Below are 16,515 nucleotides of genomic sequence, written 5' to 3'. Positions count from 1 at the left end.
GGAGTACCCCATGACCGCGACTCGTCGCGCTGTTCACCCTGCCCTGTTCCGTCTGGTCTTCGCGGCCGCGCTGGCCGTCGGGCTCACCATCCCGCTGGCTGTGGCCGGCACGCTGTCCGCGTCGGCCGTGGTCCCCGCCGCCGTCGCCACCCGGGCCGTCAAGATGGCGGCGACCAGGCACGGAACCCCCTACCGGCACGGGGCCACCGGCCCACGCGCCTTCGACTGCTCGGGCCTGACCCGCTGGAGCTACGCCAAGGTCGGCAAGAAGCTGGCCCGCACGGCGCAGGGCCAGTGGAAGAGGTCGATCCACATCAAGTCCAAGAACCGCCGCCAGGGCGACCTGGTGTTCTTCTTCCACGGTCGGCACGCGTACCACGTCGCCATCTACGCCGGCCACGGCAACATCTGGCACGCGCCGCGGCCGGGCAAGAAGGTCAAGAAGGTGCACCTCTGGACGTCGCAGGTCCGGTACGGCCGGGTGCGCTGAACCGCTGGACGATGTTCCGTACTCCGTGAGGTACGCGAGGCGGGGGTGATCACCCCTGACTGGCGTACCTCACGGCGTACCTGGCGGGGCCGTGCCTTCCTGCGCCTCAATAGCCGGCGTGGAGCACCGAGGTCGCCGAGTGCGCCGGGTCTCCGTTGTCGTCCTGCAGGCTGATGTCGACGGCGTGGTAGCTGCTGACCAGGTCGTCGGAGACGTCGAAGCGCGTCGAGCCGTCCGGTGAGACCACGCCGAGCGGCAGCATCTTGCTCGTCATCGGGTCGAACAGCCACGCGTAGTAGAAGCGTCCTGGACCTGCGGGGTCCAGTCCCGTCGTCGTGATGCTCATCCGCGTCGTCCCGCGCTGGGTGGCCGGCTCGGCCATCGACACCCGCCCGGACGCCGTCCCAGTGACCGCCTGCAACGCGACCGACCGCGACGGCGTGGCCGAGGCGTTCCCCCGCCAGTGCTGGATCCCGGCAGCGAGCCCGACCACGAGCAGCACCCCGGCCGCGCACGCCACCAGCACCATCGGCAGCCGCCTGCGGGTCGTGACCGGGACCAGTGGCGGCAGCTCGACGGTCGACTGACCAGCCAGGACGGACGACGGCCCCACAGGGGTCAGGTGAGCCTCCGGCTCGGACCGCAGCAGCCTCGCCGCCGCCGACAAGGCGCAGTGCACGGACGCGACTTCGACCAGCGCCGAGCGGCAGTCGTCGCACTCGCGCAGGTGCCCGACGACGTCCCCGGTCCGTGCGCGGTCGAGCTCTCCGCGCAGCAGCGCGACCAGCTCCTCGCCCGTGTCGACGTGGCTCACTCGACCTCACCTCCCCTCTCGTTGGCGGCGACGGTGTCGTTCACCATCAGCTCCCCCAAAGCCCGGGTGCCGCGCGCCATCCTGGCCTTCACGGTGCCGAGCGGGACGTCGAGCAGCCGTGCGATCTCGCGCTGGGTGCGGTCCTCGAAGTAGGCGAGCTCCAGCGTTCGTCGTTGGGCCTCGGGCAGCCGGGCCAGGGCCGCCCGGAGGTCGGCCGCCCAGGCGAACCGCTCAGCCATCTCCCGTCCGTCCTCCCCCACGAGGTCGCGCAGCACGTCGACCGAGACGACGGTCGGACGACGACCGCGCAGGGTGTCGATGGCTCGCCGTCGGGCGATGGTGAAGACCCAGCCCGCCAGGGGCTGCATCGGGTCGTACCGCGCCGCGCTGCGCCACACGTCGAGGAACGTGCGCTGCAGGACGTCCTCGGCGTCGTCCACCCCGACGTGCCGGCGAAGGTAGGCCAGCACGGTCGGGCCGAACTGCGCGTAGCACTCCTCGAGCGCGCTCTCGTCGCCGTTGTGCAGCCGGGCACCCAGCACGTCGACGGCCTCCACAACCCCACTTCGTACCGATGTGGCTGCGCGGTTGCAGAACGACGCCGTGCAACCGCGCCAGCGTCCCCAGCCGAAGTGGGGTGCGACCGGAACCGGTCACCACACCCCTGGGAGGCAACGTGTCCCTGCTCCGCCGATCCATCGCCCGTTCCATCAGCACCGTCGCCGCGACCGTGGTGGTCGCAGCCACCGCCGTCGCGCTCGCGCCGGGCGCCAGCGCCAGCGAGGGTGCGCGCTCCTCGCACGCCCTCGGCACCCGCAGCCTGGCCGCGGTACTCGCCGCGGACGGGCACTCCTTCGACCGCAACTGGTACGACTTCGACGTCGTGGACGCCGCGGTCGGTGCGGTGCTGACCGCCAAGCCGACAAGCCCCGTCGCGGTGCTGGCCGACGGGAGGGTCCCGCTCACGGCCTTCCTTCCGAACGACCGCGCGTTCCAGGTGCTGGTCGCTGACCTGACCGGCCACTGGTACCGCAGCGAGTCGCAGGTCTTCGCGGCCGCGGCGACCCTCGGGGTGGACACCCTCGAGTCGGTGCTGCTCTACCACGTGGTGCCGGGGGCGACCATCACCAAGGCACAGGCACTGCGTTCGGACGGTGCGGTGCTGCACACCGCGCTGCCCGGCGCGACGTTCAAGGTCGACGTGATCAGCCGATGCTTCGGCATCGTCGCGCTGGTCGACAACGACCGCAACGACATCAACCCCTTCCTGGTGCCCGGCGAGCTGAACATCAACAAGGGCAACCGGCAGATCGCGCACGGCATCAGCTTCGTGCTGCGGCCGCTCGATCTCTGAGAGCAGACGCGAGCAGCCCGTTGACCACGGCGGTCGGCGGGCTGCTCTGCACGTGTCGCGCGCGGCTCACTCGCGGGGGTCAGTCGCGGGGGTCAGTCGCGGGGGTCAGTCGCGGGGGTCAGTCGCGGGGGTCAGTCGCGGGTCAGCTTGCGGTAGGTCACGCGGTGCGGACGCGCTGCCTCGACTCCGAGACGAGAGACCTTGTTGGCCTCGTAGGACTCGTAGTTGCCCTCGAACCAGTACCACTTCGACGGGTCCGCGTCGTCGCCCTCGTAGGCGAGGATGTGGGTGGCGACCCGGTCCAGGAACCACCGGTCGTGGCTGATCACGACGGCACAGCCGGGGAACTCGAGCAGCGCGTTCTCCAGCGAGCCGAGGGTCTCGACGTCGAGGTCGTTTGTCGGCTCGTCGAGCAGCAGCAGGTTGCCGCCCTGCTTGAGGGTCAGCGCCAGGTTCAGCCGGTTTCGCTCACCGCCGGAGAGCACACCGGCCGCCTTCTGCTGGTCCGGCCCCTTGAACCCGAACGTCGAGACGTAGGCGCGCGAGGGAATCTCGACGTTGCCGACCTTCATGTAGTCCAGGCCGTCGCTGACGACCTCCCAGACGTTCTTCTTCGGGTCGATGCCGCCACGGCTCTGGTCGACGTATGAGATCTTGACCGTCTCGCCGACCTTGAGGTCGCCGCTGTCGATCGGCTCGAGCCCGACGATGGTCTTGAACAACGTCGTCTTGCCGACACCGTTCGGGCCGATGACGCCGACGATCCCGTTGCGCGGCAACGTAAAAGTCAGGTCGTTGATCAGGATCCGGTCGTCGAACCCCTTGCGCAGCGAGGCGGCTTCGATGACGACGCTGCCCAGCCGCGGGCCGGCCGGGATCTGGATCTCCTCGAAGTCGAGCTTGCGGGTGCGCTCGGCCTCGGACGCCATCTCCTCGTACCTGGCCAGACGGGCCTTTGACTTGGTCTGGCGCCCCTTGGCGTTCGACCGCACCCACTCGAGCTCGTCGCGAAGGCGCTTGGCCGTCTTGGCGTCCTTCTTGCCCTGGACCTGGAGGCGCTCGGCCTTCTTCTCCAGGTACGTCGAGTAGTTGCCCTGGTAGGGGTACAGCCGACCGCGGTCGACCTCGGCGATCCACTCAGCGACGTTGTCCAGGAAGTACCGGTCGTGCGTGACCGCGAGGACCGCGCCGTGGTAGGCGGCGAGGTGCTGCTCCAGCCACTGCACGCTCTCGGCGTCCAGGTGGTTGGTGGGCTCGTCGAGCAGCAGGAGGTCGGGCTTCTGCAGCAGCAGCTTGCACAGTGCGACCCGGCGGCGCTCACCGCCGGACAGGACGGTGACGTCGGCGTCCGGCGGTGGGCAGCGCAATGCGTCCATCGCCTGCTCGAGCTGGCTGTCCAGGTCCCACGCATCAGCCGCGTCGATCTGCTCCTGGAGCTTGCCCATCTCTTCCATGAGCGCGTCGGAGTAGTTCTCCGCCATCTCGGCGGCGATCTCGTTGTAGCGGTCGAGCGTCGCCTTGATCTCGCCCGCACCCTCCTCGACGTTGCCGAGAACGGTCTTCTCCTCGTTGAGCGGCGGCTCCTGCAGCAGGATCCCGACGGTGAAGCCGGGGGTCAGCCTGGCCTCACCGTTCGACGGCTGGTCCAGGCCCGCCATGATCTTCAGGATCGTCGACTTGCCGGCGCCGTTCGGCCCCACGACGCCGATCTTGGCGCCGGGGTAGAACGACATCGTCACGTCGTCGAGGATGACCTTCTCACCGTGCGCTTTGCGCGCCTTGGTCATGGTGTAGATGAACTCGGGCATGCACCTAGGCTAACGGCCCGCGAGCATGCTCCCGACCGCGCCGGGTGCGGCTACGCGCTGCGCGCCAGCTGCTCGAGCTCGGAGTTGTTGACGGACGGCTCGATCGCCGGCTGGTCGTGCTGCGACAGGTCGACGTCCGCAGCGTCGTGGGGCTCTGCACTAGGCGAGGACGCTGGCCCGAACCGTCGCTCAGCGCTGGGGCCGCGGGTGACCTTCTGGAACTCGGCGCACCCTCGCCGCAGGTCGTGCCCGATCGTCTGCGCCGCGAGCTCGAGTTCCTTGCCGGTCTTCCCGTCGTCGGCCACCCACTCCCGCTGCCTCATGGCGCCGTGCACGGTGACCGGTTGTCCCTTCTGAAGCGACTTGCTCGCGTTGAAGGCCAGGGCTCCCCAGCAGCTGACATTCACCCAGGTCGTCTCACCGTCCACATAACCCTGGACGTCCTGGTCGAACTTGCGCGGTGTGGACGCGAGCCGAAAGCTCGTCATGGCCTGGCCCTTGGCGGTGATCTGGTGCTTCGGGACGGTCGCGATGTTGCCGCTGACAGTCGTCACGATCTCGTTCACTTGTCCTCCTCCGGGGCGGCCGGGTGCCGCCTCGGACAACCCTGTTGGGGCGGCGCGGCTGCCGAAAGGGTGGAGCGACGACCTGTGCACGGTGTGACGGGCGGCCGTCCACAGCTACGACGCGAGCCCCACCATCCACAGGCGTCAGGAACGAGCCCGCTGCAGCGCGTCCAGGGTGGCACGGTGGTCTGCAAGCACCTGCTCGGCCGGGGCGACGACGCGCTGCTCGGCAACGGCCTGCACGGCCTTCGACAACCGCTTGGACACCCGCGCCCCGCGACGACGGCCGGCGGCGGGCGCCACCCACCGAACCACCAACCCGATGAGGATGCCGATGACCAGCCCACCGATCAGCATAAGCGTCGGCACCGGGATCGCGCCCAGGTACGGCGTTCCCGGCTCGGGCAGCTTGAGCCAGGCCGTGACCGCGAGCACGACCAACCAGACCAGCCCGGCGATGGCCGCGAGCAGCAGGACGAGCTGCACGGCGGCCAGAACCATCCACCACCGGGGGCGGGTCAAGCCGAGGTCCGCGGACACGATCGCCTGGTCGACCGCATCGGACAGGTCCGCCGGCGATGGTTCGGCGGCGGCTCGTGCGGCGGTCGCCCACCGGGCCGGCAGGCCCTGCGCAGCCTGGTCGCCGACCCGGCGCAGTGCGAGCTCCACGGCTGCTCGCTGCCCGGGCGTGGGCCGGGACAGCGACGACCGGGCAAGGTCCGCGTCCAACTGCAGGGCATTGTTCGCGGCGTCGGCGTCGGCGCCCCGCTTCGAGCCGCCCTCGACCGCGGGTCGAAGGTGAAGGCGGCGCAGCGGGTCCGGCCGCAGCCGGCGCGTCCACCTGGTCACCGGCCATCCGGCCGCGCCCACCGCGTCACGCTGGTACGCCTGGCCGACCGCGGACACCACCCGCGGCACACCCGCTGCGGACTCCAGAGCGGGCGTCAGTCCGCTGCCTTCGAGCAGGGCGGAGGCAGGGCGGTGGGGCTCGCCGACCTCCTTCGTGAGCTCCTCCGCGACGGTGTCCAGGTCGGCCGAAAGGCGCTGCGACCACGCGTTGCGCCGAGCCACCGCCGTGGCCAGCTCCTCCCGCAGGCCAGGAACGCCGTCCCCCCGGGTGGCCGAGGTCGTCATCACCTCGACCTCACGCAGCCCGTCCGCCGCGACAAGGCGCTCGAGGTCCCGGCGGCAGGTCTCCAACGCCTCGGGCGAGAGTCGATCGGCATGGTTCAGCACGACCACGGTGACCGCGTCATGCCCGGCGAGCTTCGACAGGTAGCGACGGTGCAGCGCGGCGTCTGCGTACTTCTGCGGATCGGTCACCCAGACGAAGAGGTCGACGAGCTCGACCAGCCGGTCGACCTCCAGCCGGTGCGAGAGCTCGGTCGAGTCGTGGTCCGGCAGGTCCAGCAGGACCAGCCCCTGCAGTCGGTCGTCCCCGGAGTCCAGCGCGCTCTCCTGGCTGACCCGGTGCTGTGCCGGGACGCCGAGCCACTCCAGCAGCGGGCCCGCGTTCTCGGCGCCGTACACGCAGGCCGCGGCCGCGGAGGTAGTGGGGCGTCGCGCACCGACCGCCGCGATGTCCAGCCGGGTCAACGCGTTGAACAGGCTCGACTTGCCGCTGCCGGTCGCACCCGCGAGCGCGACGACGGTGTGCTCGCCGCTCAGCCTCATCCGATCGGTCACCCGACCGGCGAGCTCGCGGCCTCGGCGTGAGCTCGCCGGTTCGAGTCGGTGGCCGCCGATGTCGAGGGCCTCGGTCAGGGCCACCGCCCGCGCGGAGACCTCGCCGGCACCGGGAGCGCCCTCGTGGCGGGCCTTGTGCCGACTCATCGCGCCGCCTCGACGGCGCCGAGTGCCGCGACCAGCACGTCGGCGGAGCAGCCCAGATCGAGCGCTGCGACAGCCTCGTCGTAGCGGGACCGCTCCGCGGACAGCAGCTCCTCGCACCGGTTCGCCAGGTCAGCACGCGCCCGTGCCGCCAGCCCACGAACGGCTTGGTCGCCGAACACCGCCTCCAGCAGCCGCTGTGCCACGACGGCTGTGCCACCTGCGATGCCCACCTCTGCCCCCGACAGTCCGAACGAGTGGCTGAACACGACCAGCATCAGCAGCACCCCGAGACCGTTGACACCGTAGGAGAGCATCCGCGCCGTGGTCCTGCGGTCACTGCCCTCGCTGCTCACCAGGTCCAGCACGAAGCCCTGCCAGTCACGGATCGTCCGCGAAGCCCGCTCGTGCAGGTCAGCCGAGGCCGCCTCGAGCTCCGGGTGCGCAGCGAGCAGGGCCGTCCCACCATCGAGCTGCCGCCAGCGCTGCCAGGTGTTGGCCGCAGCCAGCTCGGCCTGACCACTGAGCAGCGACTCGACGCCGCTCTGCAGGGCCACGCCGAGATCCTCCTCGGGGTGCTTGCGACCTCGGACGGCGGCCGCGATGCGGTCGCGCACCCGACCCACCCTGGCTTCCAGGGAACGCAGCATGTCCCCGGTTCCGACGAACTCCTGCCAGCGCGCCAGCACCTCGCCGCGCAGCAACGAACCATCTGTCAGGCCGCCCTCGACCGCCTCGCGAGCCTCGTCGTACGCCTGGGCCGCGGAGGCCAGCAGTGCCTGCCGAGCGGTGACCTGCAGCCCGGAAGCCGCCGCGACGGCCGTCACCCGCTCGGGCAGTGTGCCCAGGATGCCGTTCACGGTCCGGCGCGAGACCACCCGCCGGGCCTGGGCGTCCCGGGCCAGCGCCACCAGCCACGAGCTGACCGGCCGAACCACGTCGAGAGCGAGCAGCCCCTGTTCGTCCACCGGGCTGTCCGCGATGGTGAACAGCGGGGACGACTGCATCCCGCGCTCGCGCAGCATCGAGGCCAGGTGCAGCCGTACCTCGATCATCGCCTCGGGCGGCACACGGTCCAGCACGATGGCCACGGACGCGCCGCGTGCCGAAGCGCCCTGCAGGAAGTCCCACGGCACGGCGTCCGCATAGCGAGCTGCCGTCGTGACGAAGATCCACAGGTCGGCGGCCGAGAGCAGCTGGGCCGCGAGCACCCGGTTGGCGCTCACCACCGAGTCGATGTCCGGAGCGTCCACCAGCGCCAGGCCCGCGGGCAGGGCATCACTGGCGGCCAGCCGGAGCACCGTGATCCGCTCGTCGTCGTCCCCGCCGGCTCGGACCGGCGCCGGATCGACGTCTCCGGTGACCCTGCTCAGCGAGCCCAGCACCCGCTGGTCCGAGAACGCCGCCGCGTCCTGGGGGTGGTGGATCAGCACCGGCGACCGCGTGGTGGGGCGCAGGACGCCGCTCGGGCTGACCGGTGCGCGGACGATCGAGTTGACCAACGTCGACTTGCCTGCGCCCGTCGAACCGCCGACCACTGCGAGCAGCGGCGCGTCCTGCGAGCGCAGTCTCGGCAGCACGTAGTCGTCGAGCTGGTCGAGGATCTCGCCGCGCGCCGCCTGCGCGCTGTCCACCCCCGGGACGTCCAGGGGCAGACGTACAGCAGCCATCCCGCTGCGGAGCTCGTCGACGGCCACGAGCAGCGGGTCTCGATCGGGCTGGTCCTGCACGATGAGCCAGCCTGCCGTCTCACGCTCACCTAAGCCAACTCGGCGCGCGATCGATCGGTCGCGAGCATCGCAAACCTCCAGCTGCGACCGACGGCGCAGCGGCCCGAAACACCATTCTGACCCTGCTCACGCTAGGCGCGGGGCGAGTTCCTGATGACCTTGCGCGGCTGCGGACGACGCCAGGTCCTGCGCGGCCGCCCAGTGTGTGTGGGCTGCGGCATACTGACGCGGTACCGAGCGCCCGTAGCTCAACGGATAGAGCAGCGGCCTTCTAATCCGCAGGTTCCGAGTTCGAGTCTCGGCGGGCGCGCTCGTCACCGCCCGCCCAGCAGCGCGTAACGCTGGGCGGTGACTTCCTGAAGCAGGTAGCGCTCGACGTCCGAACCCCCGTGGGAAGCCGACGTCCGGGTGGCCCGGTCCCGCGCGAAGGCCAGCTCGGTCGCCGCGGCCTGGAAGCCGCGCATCGCCCGTCGCCCCGGCGGCCCGGCGACCTGCCTCGCCCAGGCCCGCGCTCGCCTGCGCTCGCTGGTCGAACCGAGCATCTGCGCCTCGGCCGCGGTGAACCAGCCGCTGGCCACGTAGACCTGCAGGTGCCGACGGATCAGCCGGCTCTCACGTCGGCGCGCCCACACCGCGAAACCCACTGCGGCGGCGAAGATCGGCACCTGGACGGCGACGTACACGCCGACGAAACCGCGCAGTCCGGCCACCGCGCTCAGGTTCCAGAGCCCGTGCAGCAGAACCGCGACGAGCAGCCCGGCCAGCGGTGCCACGACCTTGAGCCACGTCCGCGTGGTCTGCACGGCGATGCCCAGCCCGACCCCGATGGCCATGGTGAACAGCGGGTGGGCGAACGGACCGAAAACGCAGCGCAGCACGAACGTCATGGCCAAGCCGGACGACCCGTCCTCCTGCAACGCGCGCCCGAGGTACAGCACGTTCTCGGTGAACGCGAAGCCCAGCCCGGCCAGCCCGGCGTACACGATCCCGTCGACCACCCCGTCGAACTCCTGCCGGCGCCACAGCAGGACGACCAGCACGGCTGCACCTTTGCAGGTCTCTTCCACCCACGGCGCCACCAGCACCGCGGTGGTCGACACGCTCCCGCCGTGCTGGGTCAGCACCGTCACCGAGTACGTGTTGACCACCAGGGCCACGGACGTCGCGACCAGCGCGCCCCAGCCGAACGCGAAGAGCAGCTGGCCGACCGGCTCGGCCTCCAGCCGGTCGAGCCAGAGCAGCGCCGGCAGCACGATGCACACCGGCACCAGCGAGAAGACGAAGCCGGCGGCAAACCCGGCGAGACCGGTATCCGCTCCGATGGCGACCATCACCAGGAGCAACGCCGCCACCATCAGCACGCCCCCGAGCGTCAGCAGCAGCCCGCGACCCACAGCCGAGCGGCCGGTCCGCCGCGGCGCGCTCGGCGTCAGCGCCGAGGCCGCGGACGGGACGGCGGACCAGCCGCGGGCCTCGTTCGTCATGCGCGGCAGGCTAGTCATGCGACTCGCCGCGGTCATCCGGGCCTCCCGCCCACCTGGAACGTACGCTCGGTGGGTGGGGCGACACGGACTTCCGGCGCCGCGCCGGGTGGTGCCTTGGGAGCTGCTGGGCTGGGGGCTCTTCGCCTGCCTGGTCGCGGCCGTCGCCGTGCTCTGGCTCGGGGGGTCGTGGGGGGCGGCTCTGCTCGTCGTCCTGGCCGGCGCGCTGGCCCTGGCCGCACTCGGTGCGGTCGCCATGAGCGGGTCGTCTCGACCACGCCGTCCACCCCCGTAGGCTAGGCGGGTGGACCGTTCTGCTGAGCGCATCGTCTGGATCGACTGCGAGATGACCGGGCTCGACCTCGTGCGCGACGCGCTGATCGAGGTCGCGGTGCTGGTGACCGACTCCGAGCTGGAGATCCTCGGCGAGGGGGTGGACGTGGTGATCACGTGCCCGCCCGAGTCGCTGGAGACCATGCCGGACGTCGTCCGTGCGATGCATACCAGCAGCGGGCTGCTGGACGAGCTGGCCAACGGCGTCACGATGGCCGAGGCGCAAGAGCTCGTGATGTCGTACGTGCGCGAGCACGTGCCGGACGCCGGCAAGGCACCGCTGGCCGGCAACACGGTCGGCACCGACCGCGGGTTCCTGGCTCGGGACATGCCCGAGCTCGAGCAGTACCTGCACTACCGGATCATCGACGTCAGCTCGATCAAGGAGCTGGCCCGGCGCTGGTACCCGCGGGCGTACTTCAACGCCCCGAAGAAGCAGGGCGGTCACCGGGCGCTCGCCGACATCCGCGAGTCCATCCAGGAGCTGCGCTACTACCGGGCAGCGGTGTTCGTGCCCGAGCCCGGGCCGGACTCCGCAACGGCCAAGAAGATCGCTCGGCAGGCGGCCGAGCCGTCCCTGGCCGGGGACGTGCCGACCCCGGCCAGCTGATCTCGGGGTGGGTGTCTCGAGCACCCCCCGACAGCCGGTACGATGGTCGCCGCGGTGAGGGCGAGTGCCCCCGCCGGTGCACATGGTGGGTGTAGCTCAGCTGGTAGAGCGCCGCGTTGTGGTCGCGGATGTCGCGGGTTCGAGTCCCGTCACTCACCCCACTGAAGGTGCAGGTCAGCGACCTGCAGGCGCGCTCACGCCCCCCAGATCCACGCAAACTGGGGGGCAGCCGGGGGGGGCGCCCTGGGGGGCATGTGATGGGGTCGGTTGCGCGTTCGCGCGTCTCACGGACGGTCGGGCTGGTCAAGGACCACCGACCAACCGGATCACCATCATGTGGATCGAACTGCGCGGCCGTCAGCACCGCGTCTATTACCGCCGACCCGAAGGCGGCCGTGCCTTCGCCAAGTTCAGCACGAGGGAGAGGGCCGAGCTGTTCCGTGAGCTCGCCCGGCTGACCAGCCTGGCCGAGGCGAGGCGACTGGTTGTCGACGTCGCTGGCGTGCCGACTCCCTCGACTACTTCCCGAAACCGGTACCGCGAGCGTCACAGGTGCTTAAGGACTCCGACCTTCCCCGCAGGGAGGCTGCGCCCTAGGGTTCATGGGGTAGGAGCCGCTGTTTGGGAGGTAGCCATGAGGGAGGCCTGGGAGCTCCTGACAGCGGGACCCCCGGAGGCGGAGCGAACGGTCCTGCTCCTCCCTGGCGGGGCGAACGCAGCCCGCTCGTTCAACCTCGTGATGGCTGAACCGGCGCTCTCCGGGATTCGCTTGGTAGCCACGACGCTGCCGGGCATGGCAGGCGCTCCGGTGTCCGAAGACATGTCCATCCCCGCCCTGTCCCGCCGGGCCGGGGAACTAGCCAAAGAACACGGGTGCGACGTGGTCGTGGGCTTCTCCCATGGCGCGACAGTGGCGCTCGACATGGTGCTGTCAGGGCACTTCCAAGGCCCAGTGATCCTCCTCGGCATCAGCTTGACGACTGAGGATGAGGCGCGGTTCTTCCGCGCCGTCGTCCGGGCGTCGCAGAAGGTGGGCAGCTGGCCGATGGCCGTCCTGTTCAGGCTCATGCCACTGATGGCCAAGACTGCCAAGACACCCGCACTGCACAAGAAGGAACTGATCGAGGACTTCAAGCAGAACAGGGCCAGCGATTCGGTTCTCACCTGCGGCGAGTACCTGGACTACATCGCCGAAGACCGAGACTTCGCCGCCCAACTGGCCGCGTCTTCCAATCCCGTGTGGGTGGTCCACGCCGAGAAGGGGGACGGAGGTCTCACCAGCGCCGAGCGCGCCACACTCCAAGCGGCTCCCCACGTGACCCTGGTGACGATTCCCGGCTCGGTGTTCCTCCTCCCGGACGAGGCTCCCCAGAAGACCGCCGCTGTGATCGCAAGCGCTCTTTCGCAGGCGACCTGACCCTCGACACGATGTGCCCGAGCCTGGTCGACAAGCGGTGGTACGACGCGCCCTGACATCCGGAAGACCGCGCTCGCTCGGCGGCACGAGCGGAGGCTTGACTACTCCTCTTGAAACCGATTTCTCGGCCTGCTCCGTATGGGGTGAGTCCGGAATAAGAACTACGGAGGGCTTCGACGCCGGCGGCGCGGGAGGCGCGCGCTCGGCAGGAAATCCCCGCTCGCAAAGGGTCGACGGCGGCCAGCGAGACCCCAGCCGCGTCAGCCGTCCAGCGCTCCCGGATCGGAGGCGACAAGTTCCGCGCGGCGGCGGCTCAGGAACGTGCTCTCAGTTTCAGTACGGGCCAGCGCGACGGCGCGGTCGTACGCCTCCGCTGCCTCGCGCGGTCGCCCCAGTCGCTCCAGCATCGATCCGCGTGCGGCGTGCAGAAGGTGGTATCCGTCCAGTTCGTCCGCGACACCGTCGAGCAATGCGAGGCCGGTCACGGGCCCCCTGGTCTCGGCGACGGCGATGGCCCGGTTCAGTGCCACAACGGGCGTGGGGAGCACCGCGACCAGCCGGTCGTAGAACCGGACGATCGCGGCCCAGTCGGTCTCCTCGTATCGGGATGCTGCGCAGTGCAGTGCGTGGATCGCGGCCTGCAGCTGCAACGGCCCCAGCCGGCGCCGCCGCATGCAGGCCAGTACCAGCGCTTGCCCCTCGGCAACCAGAGGGCGATCCCACAGCGACCGGTCCTGGTCCTTCAGCAAGACGACGTGGGCTGCGTCGCCGCGAGCCGGCATCCGGGCCTCGCTGAGGAGCATGAGTGCCAGCAGGCCCGCGGCCTCCGGCACCTCGGGCATCAGAGCCACGAGCACGCGGGTGAGGCGGATCGCCTCGGCCCGGAGCGCCCGGCGCTCGCCGTGGTCGGCGCCGGTGCTGTAGATCAGGTACAGCACCGAGAGCACCGTACGTACCCGCCGGGGCAGGTCGGCACCGTGAGGGACCCCGTACGGGATGCTCGCCGCCTTGATCTTGTACTTCGCGCGGACTAGGCGCTTAGCCATGGCCTCCTCGGTCACCAGGAACGCGTCGGCCACCTCGGCGACGGTGAGACCCGCGATCAGGCGCAGGGTCAGCGCGACCTGGTGCTCGGCGCCGAGGGCCGGGTGGCAGCAGGTGAAGATGAGCCGCAGCTGGTCGTCGCGCACGAGCTCCGACTCCGGTCGGGCGGCGGAGGGCCGCAGCGGGTCGGTTGCGATCTGCTCGGTGAGCTGGCGCCCGCGTCGATCTCGACGGACGACGTCGATGGCCCGGTTGCGCGCGGTGATCACGATCCAGCCTGCAGGGTTGTCCGGGACGCCGTCGCGTGGCCACCGGTCGACGGCGGCAACGAAGGCGTCCTGAACTGCGTCCTCGGCGAGCGTGATGTCGCCGAAGATGCGGGTCAGCGTCGCCACGGCCGAACCGTGCGCCGCTCGGAACGCGCTCTCGACGTCGTCCATCCGCCGGGCTCCGTCAGTGGCCGGGGTCGGCCTGAACGCGTCCGCTGGCCCGGAAGGGGCGCACCTCGATGTCGTGGTTGATCGCCTCGACGACCTTCTCGGCCCACGCCAGCGCCTCGTCAAGGTTCTCGGCGTTGACGATGTAGAACCCGCCGATGTGCTCCTTGGCCTCCACGAAAGGACCGTCGGTGGTCACCTTGTCCAGGCCGGTCCCACCCCGCACCACCGTCGAAGCCTCCGGGCCATGCAGCGCGCCTCCAAACGCGAACGCGCCCACGCGGTCCATCTCCTCCTCGAGGGCAATCACCCGGCCCATGAAGGCCTGCATCTCCGCGGGGGCAGGGGGCGCTTGCGCGCCTTGGTCGCCGGCGTCGTACACCGACAGCAGGTACTGGTTCATCCGAGCTCCTCACTCCCGCGGGGACATCCCGCTCCTACCTACTGACGAACGGCGCTGCTCCCATTAGGACACCCGAGCGCGCAGCACTCCACACTGTCCGCGCCGACGCCTACGCTCCGAGTATGAACCGCACCGATCGCCTGTACGCGCTGGTCGAGGAGCTACGGGCAGCAGGACCGAGAGGGCGTACGGCGCGACAGCTGGCCGAACACTTCGAGGTGAGCGTCCGGACCATCGAACGCGACCTGAGCGCGGTTGGGCAGGCCGGGGCGCCTCTCACGACGAGGACGGGTCGCACCGGCGGCTACACGCTTGACCGGTCGATGAGCCTGCCGCCGCTGAACTTCACACCACGCGAGGCCGCCGCGGTCGCCGTGGCGCTGAGCCGCAGCGAGCACGTGCTGTTCGCCAGTGACGCCCGCAGCGCGCTCCGGAAAATCGTGGCCGCGATGCCCGAGCGCGCGTTGCAGGAGGCGCGTTCGACCGCGGAGAAGGTCAGGCTGCTCGTGCAACCGGCATCCGACCCCGACGCCGAGATCGCCGAGACCATCTGGCGGGCGGTACGCGACAACCACGCGCTGCGCATCGCCTACACCGATGTCGGCGGCGTCGAGACCGAGCGCGAGGTCGAGCCGCAGCACGTCGTGGTCGGGCCCAACGGCTCCTACCTCACCGCGTACTGCCACCTGAGAGGGGACGACCGGGTGTTCCGCATGGATCGCATCACCCGAGCCGAGCGGACGCCGTCGCTGCCGCGCCCACCTCGCATGGTCGCGGAGCCGATCGTCGACGGTCACCAGACGAAGCTGCCCGCGTCGGCGCTGCATCCCGAAGATCTGCTGCCAAACACCGACATAGGGCTGTCGCGAGACCGGGGGACGGTGGTTGTCTCCCGCCGCCCCGGCGGGTGATCAGCAACCAGAAAGAGAAAGCGATGACCAACCCCGCACCCGGCACCGTGGCATGGTTCGAGATCGCCACCAGCGACCCCGACGGTGCCGAGAAGTTCTACGGCAACCTCTTCGACTGGACGTTCGACCCCGACGGGCCGGGCGCCTCCTCCGGCATGGACTACCGCAACATCAAGGCGTCCGGCGCCGACGGATCGATGGGCGGCATCTACGGCACCGACGGGCAAGTGCCCGACCACGCGGTGTTCTACATCCTGGTGGCCGACGTCGAGGGCACCTGCGCCGACGCGGAGCAGCTCGGCGGCTCGGTGGTCAGCAAGCACCTCGACCCAGGCCCCGGCGCACCCACGTTCGCCTATCTACGCGACCCCTCGGGCAACCAGTTCGGCGTCTTCACCCCACCGGCGGCCTGATGGCGAGAGACGCGAAGTGCACCTCCCCGATGGAGCAGTCCGGCGAGGACGCCGCCCGCGACCTCTACGACGAGCTCACCGACGACCTGCTCTACGACCCCGCCATCGGCCGCGCCACGATGATGGGCTACCCCTGCGTGCGGCTGGCCGGACGGTTTCTGGCGTCCTACGACGACAAGGCTGGCTGCCTGGTCGTGAAGCTGCCCCGCGAGCGGGTCACCGAGCTCGTCGACAACGGCGACGGCGATCCGTTCACCCCGGCCGGCAAGGTCTTCCGTGAGTGGGTGTCGATCCCCGAAGTCGACCGGGGGCTATGGCAGACGTTGCTCGCCGAGGCTGTCGACTTCGCCCGGAAAGGGCTGGCCGAGTAAAGCCGAATCGACATCAACTCAAGCCGAACGGCTCGACTCGAGCCAGAGGGCGGAACAGGACTGGTTGGTCCAGATTCCCCAGGCTGTTCTCATGAACGGCGAGAAGTCACAGCAATCAGCCCCAGCGTCCGCAGTAGGGCCGAAGACGCGCCGGGGCCAGGCCAGCCGCGAACGACTGTTAGCCGCGGCCGTGACGGCAGTCGACGACCATGGCATCAAACAACTTCGTGCCCGTGCCTTCGGCGTGGCCTGGGCGGCGTTCGGCGCGATCACGTTCATCGGGCTGCTCGGCTCGGGGCTACAGCTACCGGACTGGGCGCTGAACCTGTCTCCGTTGACTCACGTGGGACGGCCGCCCCTCGACGACATCGACGCCACGGCGCTTGCCTGGTTGGGTCTTGTCGCAGCCCTCCTGGCTTCAGCCGCGTTCGCCGGGTTCCATCAGCGCCGCGTACCTCAAGGCTGAACGGCCGCGCCCCCGTTCGGGTACCGCTGACGAACTA

Annotated in this window: 18 protein-coding genes and 2 tRNA genes; 11 read left to right on the top strand and 9 right to left on the bottom strand. The window is 70.3% G+C overall.

The genetic code is table 11. The features are described from left to right. Nucleotides 1-10: 10 nt before the first annotated feature. Nucleotides 11-490 (top strand): C40 family peptidase, encoded by a 480-nt coding sequence (locus tag ACPPVT_RS06750; RefSeq protein WP_426566243.1) that lies wholly within the window; start codon nucleotides 11-13, stop codon nucleotides 488-490. A gap of 106 nt (nucleotides 491-596) precedes the next feature. Here ACPPVT_RS06750 and ACPPVT_RS06745 read toward each other — a convergent pair whose 3' ends face one another. Continuing rightward, complete coding sequence (locus ACPPVT_RS06745; RefSeq protein ID WP_426566242.1) at nucleotides 597-1,304, bottom strand: anti-sigma factor domain-containing protein; 708 nt, start codon at nucleotides 1,302-1,304, stop codon at nucleotides 597-599. Next, a complete protein-coding gene (locus tag ACPPVT_RS06740; protein WP_426566241.1) occupies nucleotides 1,301-1,861 on the bottom strand; it encodes an RNA polymerase sigma factor in 561 nt (186 codons plus the stop codon). Before ACPPVT_RS06740 ends, ACPPVT_RS06745 begins: the two co-directional genes overlap by 4 nt. 125 nt (nucleotides 1,862-1,986) lie before the next feature. On the opposite strand from ACPPVT_RS06740, the gene ACPPVT_RS06735 reads away from it, so the two are divergent. Next, nucleotides 1,987-2,658: a fasciclin domain-containing protein gene (locus ACPPVT_RS06735; RefSeq protein WP_426567078.1), complete on the top strand. Its 672-nt coding sequence runs from the start codon at nucleotides 1,987-1,989 to the stop codon at nucleotides 2,656-2,658. 131 nt (nucleotides 2,659-2,789) lie between these two features. Here ACPPVT_RS06735 and ettA read toward each other — a convergent pair whose 3' ends face one another. The 4 genes from ettA to ACPPVT_RS06715 form a co-directional block, all read right to left on the bottom strand. Further along, complete coding sequence (gene ettA, locus ACPPVT_RS06730; protein ID WP_426566240.1) at nucleotides 2,790-4,466, bottom strand: energy-dependent translational throttle protein EttA; 1,677 nt, start codon at nucleotides 4,464-4,466, stop codon at nucleotides 2,790-2,792. Nucleotides 4,467-4,516: 50 nt separating this feature from the next. Next, complete coding sequence (locus ACPPVT_RS06725; protein WP_426566239.1) at nucleotides 4,517-5,032, bottom strand: single-stranded DNA-binding protein; 516 nt, start codon at nucleotides 5,030-5,032, stop codon at nucleotides 4,517-4,519. 144 nt (nucleotides 5,033-5,176) lie between these two features. Further along, nucleotides 5,177-6,865, bottom strand: coding sequence for a GTPase (locus ACPPVT_RS06720; RefSeq protein WP_426566238.1), 1,689 nt, complete (start codon nucleotides 6,863-6,865; stop codon nucleotides 5,177-5,179). Then, the gene (locus tag ACPPVT_RS06715; RefSeq protein WP_426566237.1) at nucleotides 6,862-8,592 is read right to left on the bottom strand and encodes a dynamin family protein; all 1,731 of its coding nucleotides are present in this window, start codon (nucleotides 8,590-8,592) and stop codon (nucleotides 6,862-6,864) included. The genes ACPPVT_RS06720 and ACPPVT_RS06715 overlap by 4 nt, the downstream gene beginning before the upstream one ends. A 237-nt stretch (nucleotides 8,593-8,829) precedes the next feature. Here ACPPVT_RS06715 and ACPPVT_RS06710 point away from each other — a divergent pair. Then, nucleotides 8,830-8,902: transfer RNA gene (locus ACPPVT_RS06710), tRNA-Arg, on the top strand. A 4-nt stretch (nucleotides 8,903-8,906) separates the two neighbouring features. Here the strand turns inward: ACPPVT_RS06710 and ACPPVT_RS06705 are convergent. Then, nucleotides 8,907-10,076 carry a PrsW family intramembrane metalloprotease gene (locus tag ACPPVT_RS06705; RefSeq protein ID WP_426566236.1) on the bottom strand — a complete coding sequence of 390 codons (1,170 nt, stop codon included), beginning with the start codon at nucleotides 10,074-10,076 and terminating at the stop codon, nucleotides 8,907-8,909. Between the two features lie 73 nt (nucleotides 10,077-10,149). Between ACPPVT_RS06705 and ACPPVT_RS06700 the strand changes: the two genes are divergently transcribed. The 4 genes from ACPPVT_RS06700 (at nucleotide 10,150) to ACPPVT_RS06685 (ending at nucleotide 12,433) form a co-directional block, all read left to right on the top strand. Continuing rightward, nucleotides 10,150-10,368, top strand: coding sequence for a hypothetical protein (locus tag ACPPVT_RS06700; RefSeq protein ID WP_426566235.1), 219 nt, complete (start codon nucleotides 10,150-10,152; stop codon nucleotides 10,366-10,368). A gap of 51 nt (nucleotides 10,369-10,419) precedes the next feature. Beyond that, entirely contained in the window at nucleotides 10,420-11,016 is a 597-nt protein-coding gene (orn, locus tag ACPPVT_RS06695; protein WP_426567077.1) for an oligoribonuclease, read from the top strand. 85 nt (nucleotides 11,017-11,101) lie between these two features. Then, nucleotides 11,102-11,177: transfer RNA gene (locus ACPPVT_RS06690), tRNA-His, on the top strand. A 473-nt stretch (nucleotides 11,178-11,650) separates the two neighbouring features. Continuing rightward, nucleotides 11,651-12,433, top strand: a complete 783-nt coding sequence (locus tag ACPPVT_RS06685) for an alpha/beta fold hydrolase (protein ID WP_426566234.1) — start codon at nucleotides 11,651-11,653, stop codon at nucleotides 12,431-12,433. Between the two features lie 260 nt (nucleotides 12,434-12,693). Here ACPPVT_RS06685 and ACPPVT_RS06680 read toward each other — a convergent pair whose 3' ends face one another. Both ACPPVT_RS06680 and ACPPVT_RS06675 read right to left on the bottom strand, forming a co-directional pair. Beyond that, nucleotides 12,694-13,917 carry an RNA polymerase sigma factor gene (locus ACPPVT_RS06680; RefSeq protein ID WP_426566233.1) on the bottom strand — a complete coding sequence of 408 codons (1,224 nt, stop codon included), beginning with the start codon at nucleotides 13,915-13,917 and terminating at the stop codon, nucleotides 12,694-12,696. Between the two features lie 13 nt (nucleotides 13,918-13,930). Continuing rightward, nucleotides 13,931-14,317: a YciI family protein gene (locus ACPPVT_RS06675; protein ID WP_426566232.1), complete on the bottom strand. Its 387-nt coding sequence runs from the start codon at nucleotides 14,315-14,317 to the stop codon at nucleotides 13,931-13,933. A gap of 122 nt (nucleotides 14,318-14,439) precedes the next feature. On the opposite strand from ACPPVT_RS06675, the gene ACPPVT_RS06670 reads away from it, so the two are divergent. The 4 genes from ACPPVT_RS06670 (at nucleotide 14,440) to ACPPVT_RS06655 (ending at nucleotide 16,478) form a co-directional block, all read left to right on the top strand. Next, a complete protein-coding gene (locus ACPPVT_RS06670) occupies nucleotides 14,440-15,228 on the top strand; it encodes a helix-turn-helix transcriptional regulator (protein ID WP_426566231.1) in 789 nt (262 codons plus the stop codon). Nucleotides 15,229-15,251: 23 nt separating this feature from the next. Next, nucleotides 15,252-15,641 (top strand): VOC family protein, encoded by a 390-nt coding sequence (locus tag ACPPVT_RS06665; RefSeq protein ID WP_426566230.1) that lies wholly within the window; start codon nucleotides 15,252-15,254, stop codon nucleotides 15,639-15,641. Continuing rightward, on the top strand, nucleotides 15,641-16,012 hold the full coding sequence (locus ACPPVT_RS06660) for a hypothetical protein (protein ID WP_426566229.1): 372 nt from the start codon (nucleotides 15,641-15,643) through the stop codon (nucleotides 16,010-16,012). Before ACPPVT_RS06665 ends, ACPPVT_RS06660 begins: the two co-directional genes overlap by 1 nt. Before the next feature lie 91 nt (nucleotides 16,013-16,103). Beyond that, nucleotides 16,104-16,478 carry a hypothetical protein gene (locus ACPPVT_RS06655; protein ID WP_426566228.1) on the top strand — a complete coding sequence of 125 codons (375 nt, stop codon included), beginning with the start codon at nucleotides 16,104-16,106 and terminating at the stop codon, nucleotides 16,476-16,478. Nucleotides 16,479-16,515: the final 37 nt, after the last annotated feature.

The organism is Angustibacter sp. McL0619 (assembly GCF_049994355.1).
GTDB lineage: Bacteria > Actinomycetota > Actinomycetes > Actinomycetales > Angustibacteraceae > Angustibacter.
This window is presented reverse-complemented; position numbering and strand designations above follow the sequence as displayed.

Excerpts from the sequence above, each read along its gene's own strand:
- ACPPVT_RS06750 (WP_426566243.1), top strand. The coding sequence starts at position 11 with ATGACCGCGACTCGTCGCGCTGTTCACCCTGCCCTGTTCCGTCTGGTC.
- ettA (WP_426566240.1), bottom strand. The coding sequence starts at position 4,466 with ATGCCCGAGTTCATCTACACCATGACCAAGGCGCGCAAAGCGCACGGT.
- ACPPVT_RS06720 (WP_426566238.1), bottom strand. The coding sequence starts at position 6,865 with ATGAGTCGGCACAAGGCCCGCCACGAGGGCGCTCCCGGTGCCGGCGAG.
- ACPPVT_RS06705 (WP_426566236.1), bottom strand. The coding sequence starts at position 10,076 with ATGACGAACGAGGCCCGCGGCTGGTCCGCCGTCCCGTCCGCGGCCTCG.
- orn (WP_426567077.1), top strand. The coding sequence starts at position 10,420 with ATGACCGGGCTCGACCTCGTGCGCGACGCGCTGATCGAGGTCGCGGTG.
- ACPPVT_RS06685 (WP_426566234.1), top strand. The coding sequence starts at position 11,651 with ATGAGGGAGGCCTGGGAGCTCCTGACAGCGGGACCCCCGGAGGCGGAG.
- ACPPVT_RS06680 (WP_426566233.1), bottom strand. The coding sequence starts at position 13,917 with ATGGACGACGTCGAGAGCGCGTTCCGAGCGGCGCACGGTTCGGCCGTG.
- ACPPVT_RS06675 (WP_426566232.1), bottom strand. The coding sequence starts at position 14,317 with ATGAACCAGTACCTGCTGTCGGTGTACGACGCCGGCGACCAAGGCGCG.
- ACPPVT_RS06670 (WP_426566231.1), top strand. The coding sequence starts at position 14,440 with ATGAACCGCACCGATCGCCTGTACGCGCTGGTCGAGGAGCTACGGGCA.
- ACPPVT_RS06665 (WP_426566230.1), top strand. The coding sequence starts at position 15,252 with ATGACCAACCCCGCACCCGGCACCGTGGCATGGTTCGAGATCGCCACC.
- ACPPVT_RS06660 (WP_426566229.1), top strand. The coding sequence starts at position 15,641 with ATGGCGAGAGACGCGAAGTGCACCTCCCCGATGGAGCAGTCCGGCGAG.
- ACPPVT_RS06655 (WP_426566228.1), top strand. The coding sequence starts at position 16,104 with ATGAACGGCGAGAAGTCACAGCAATCAGCCCCAGCGTCCGCAGTAGGG.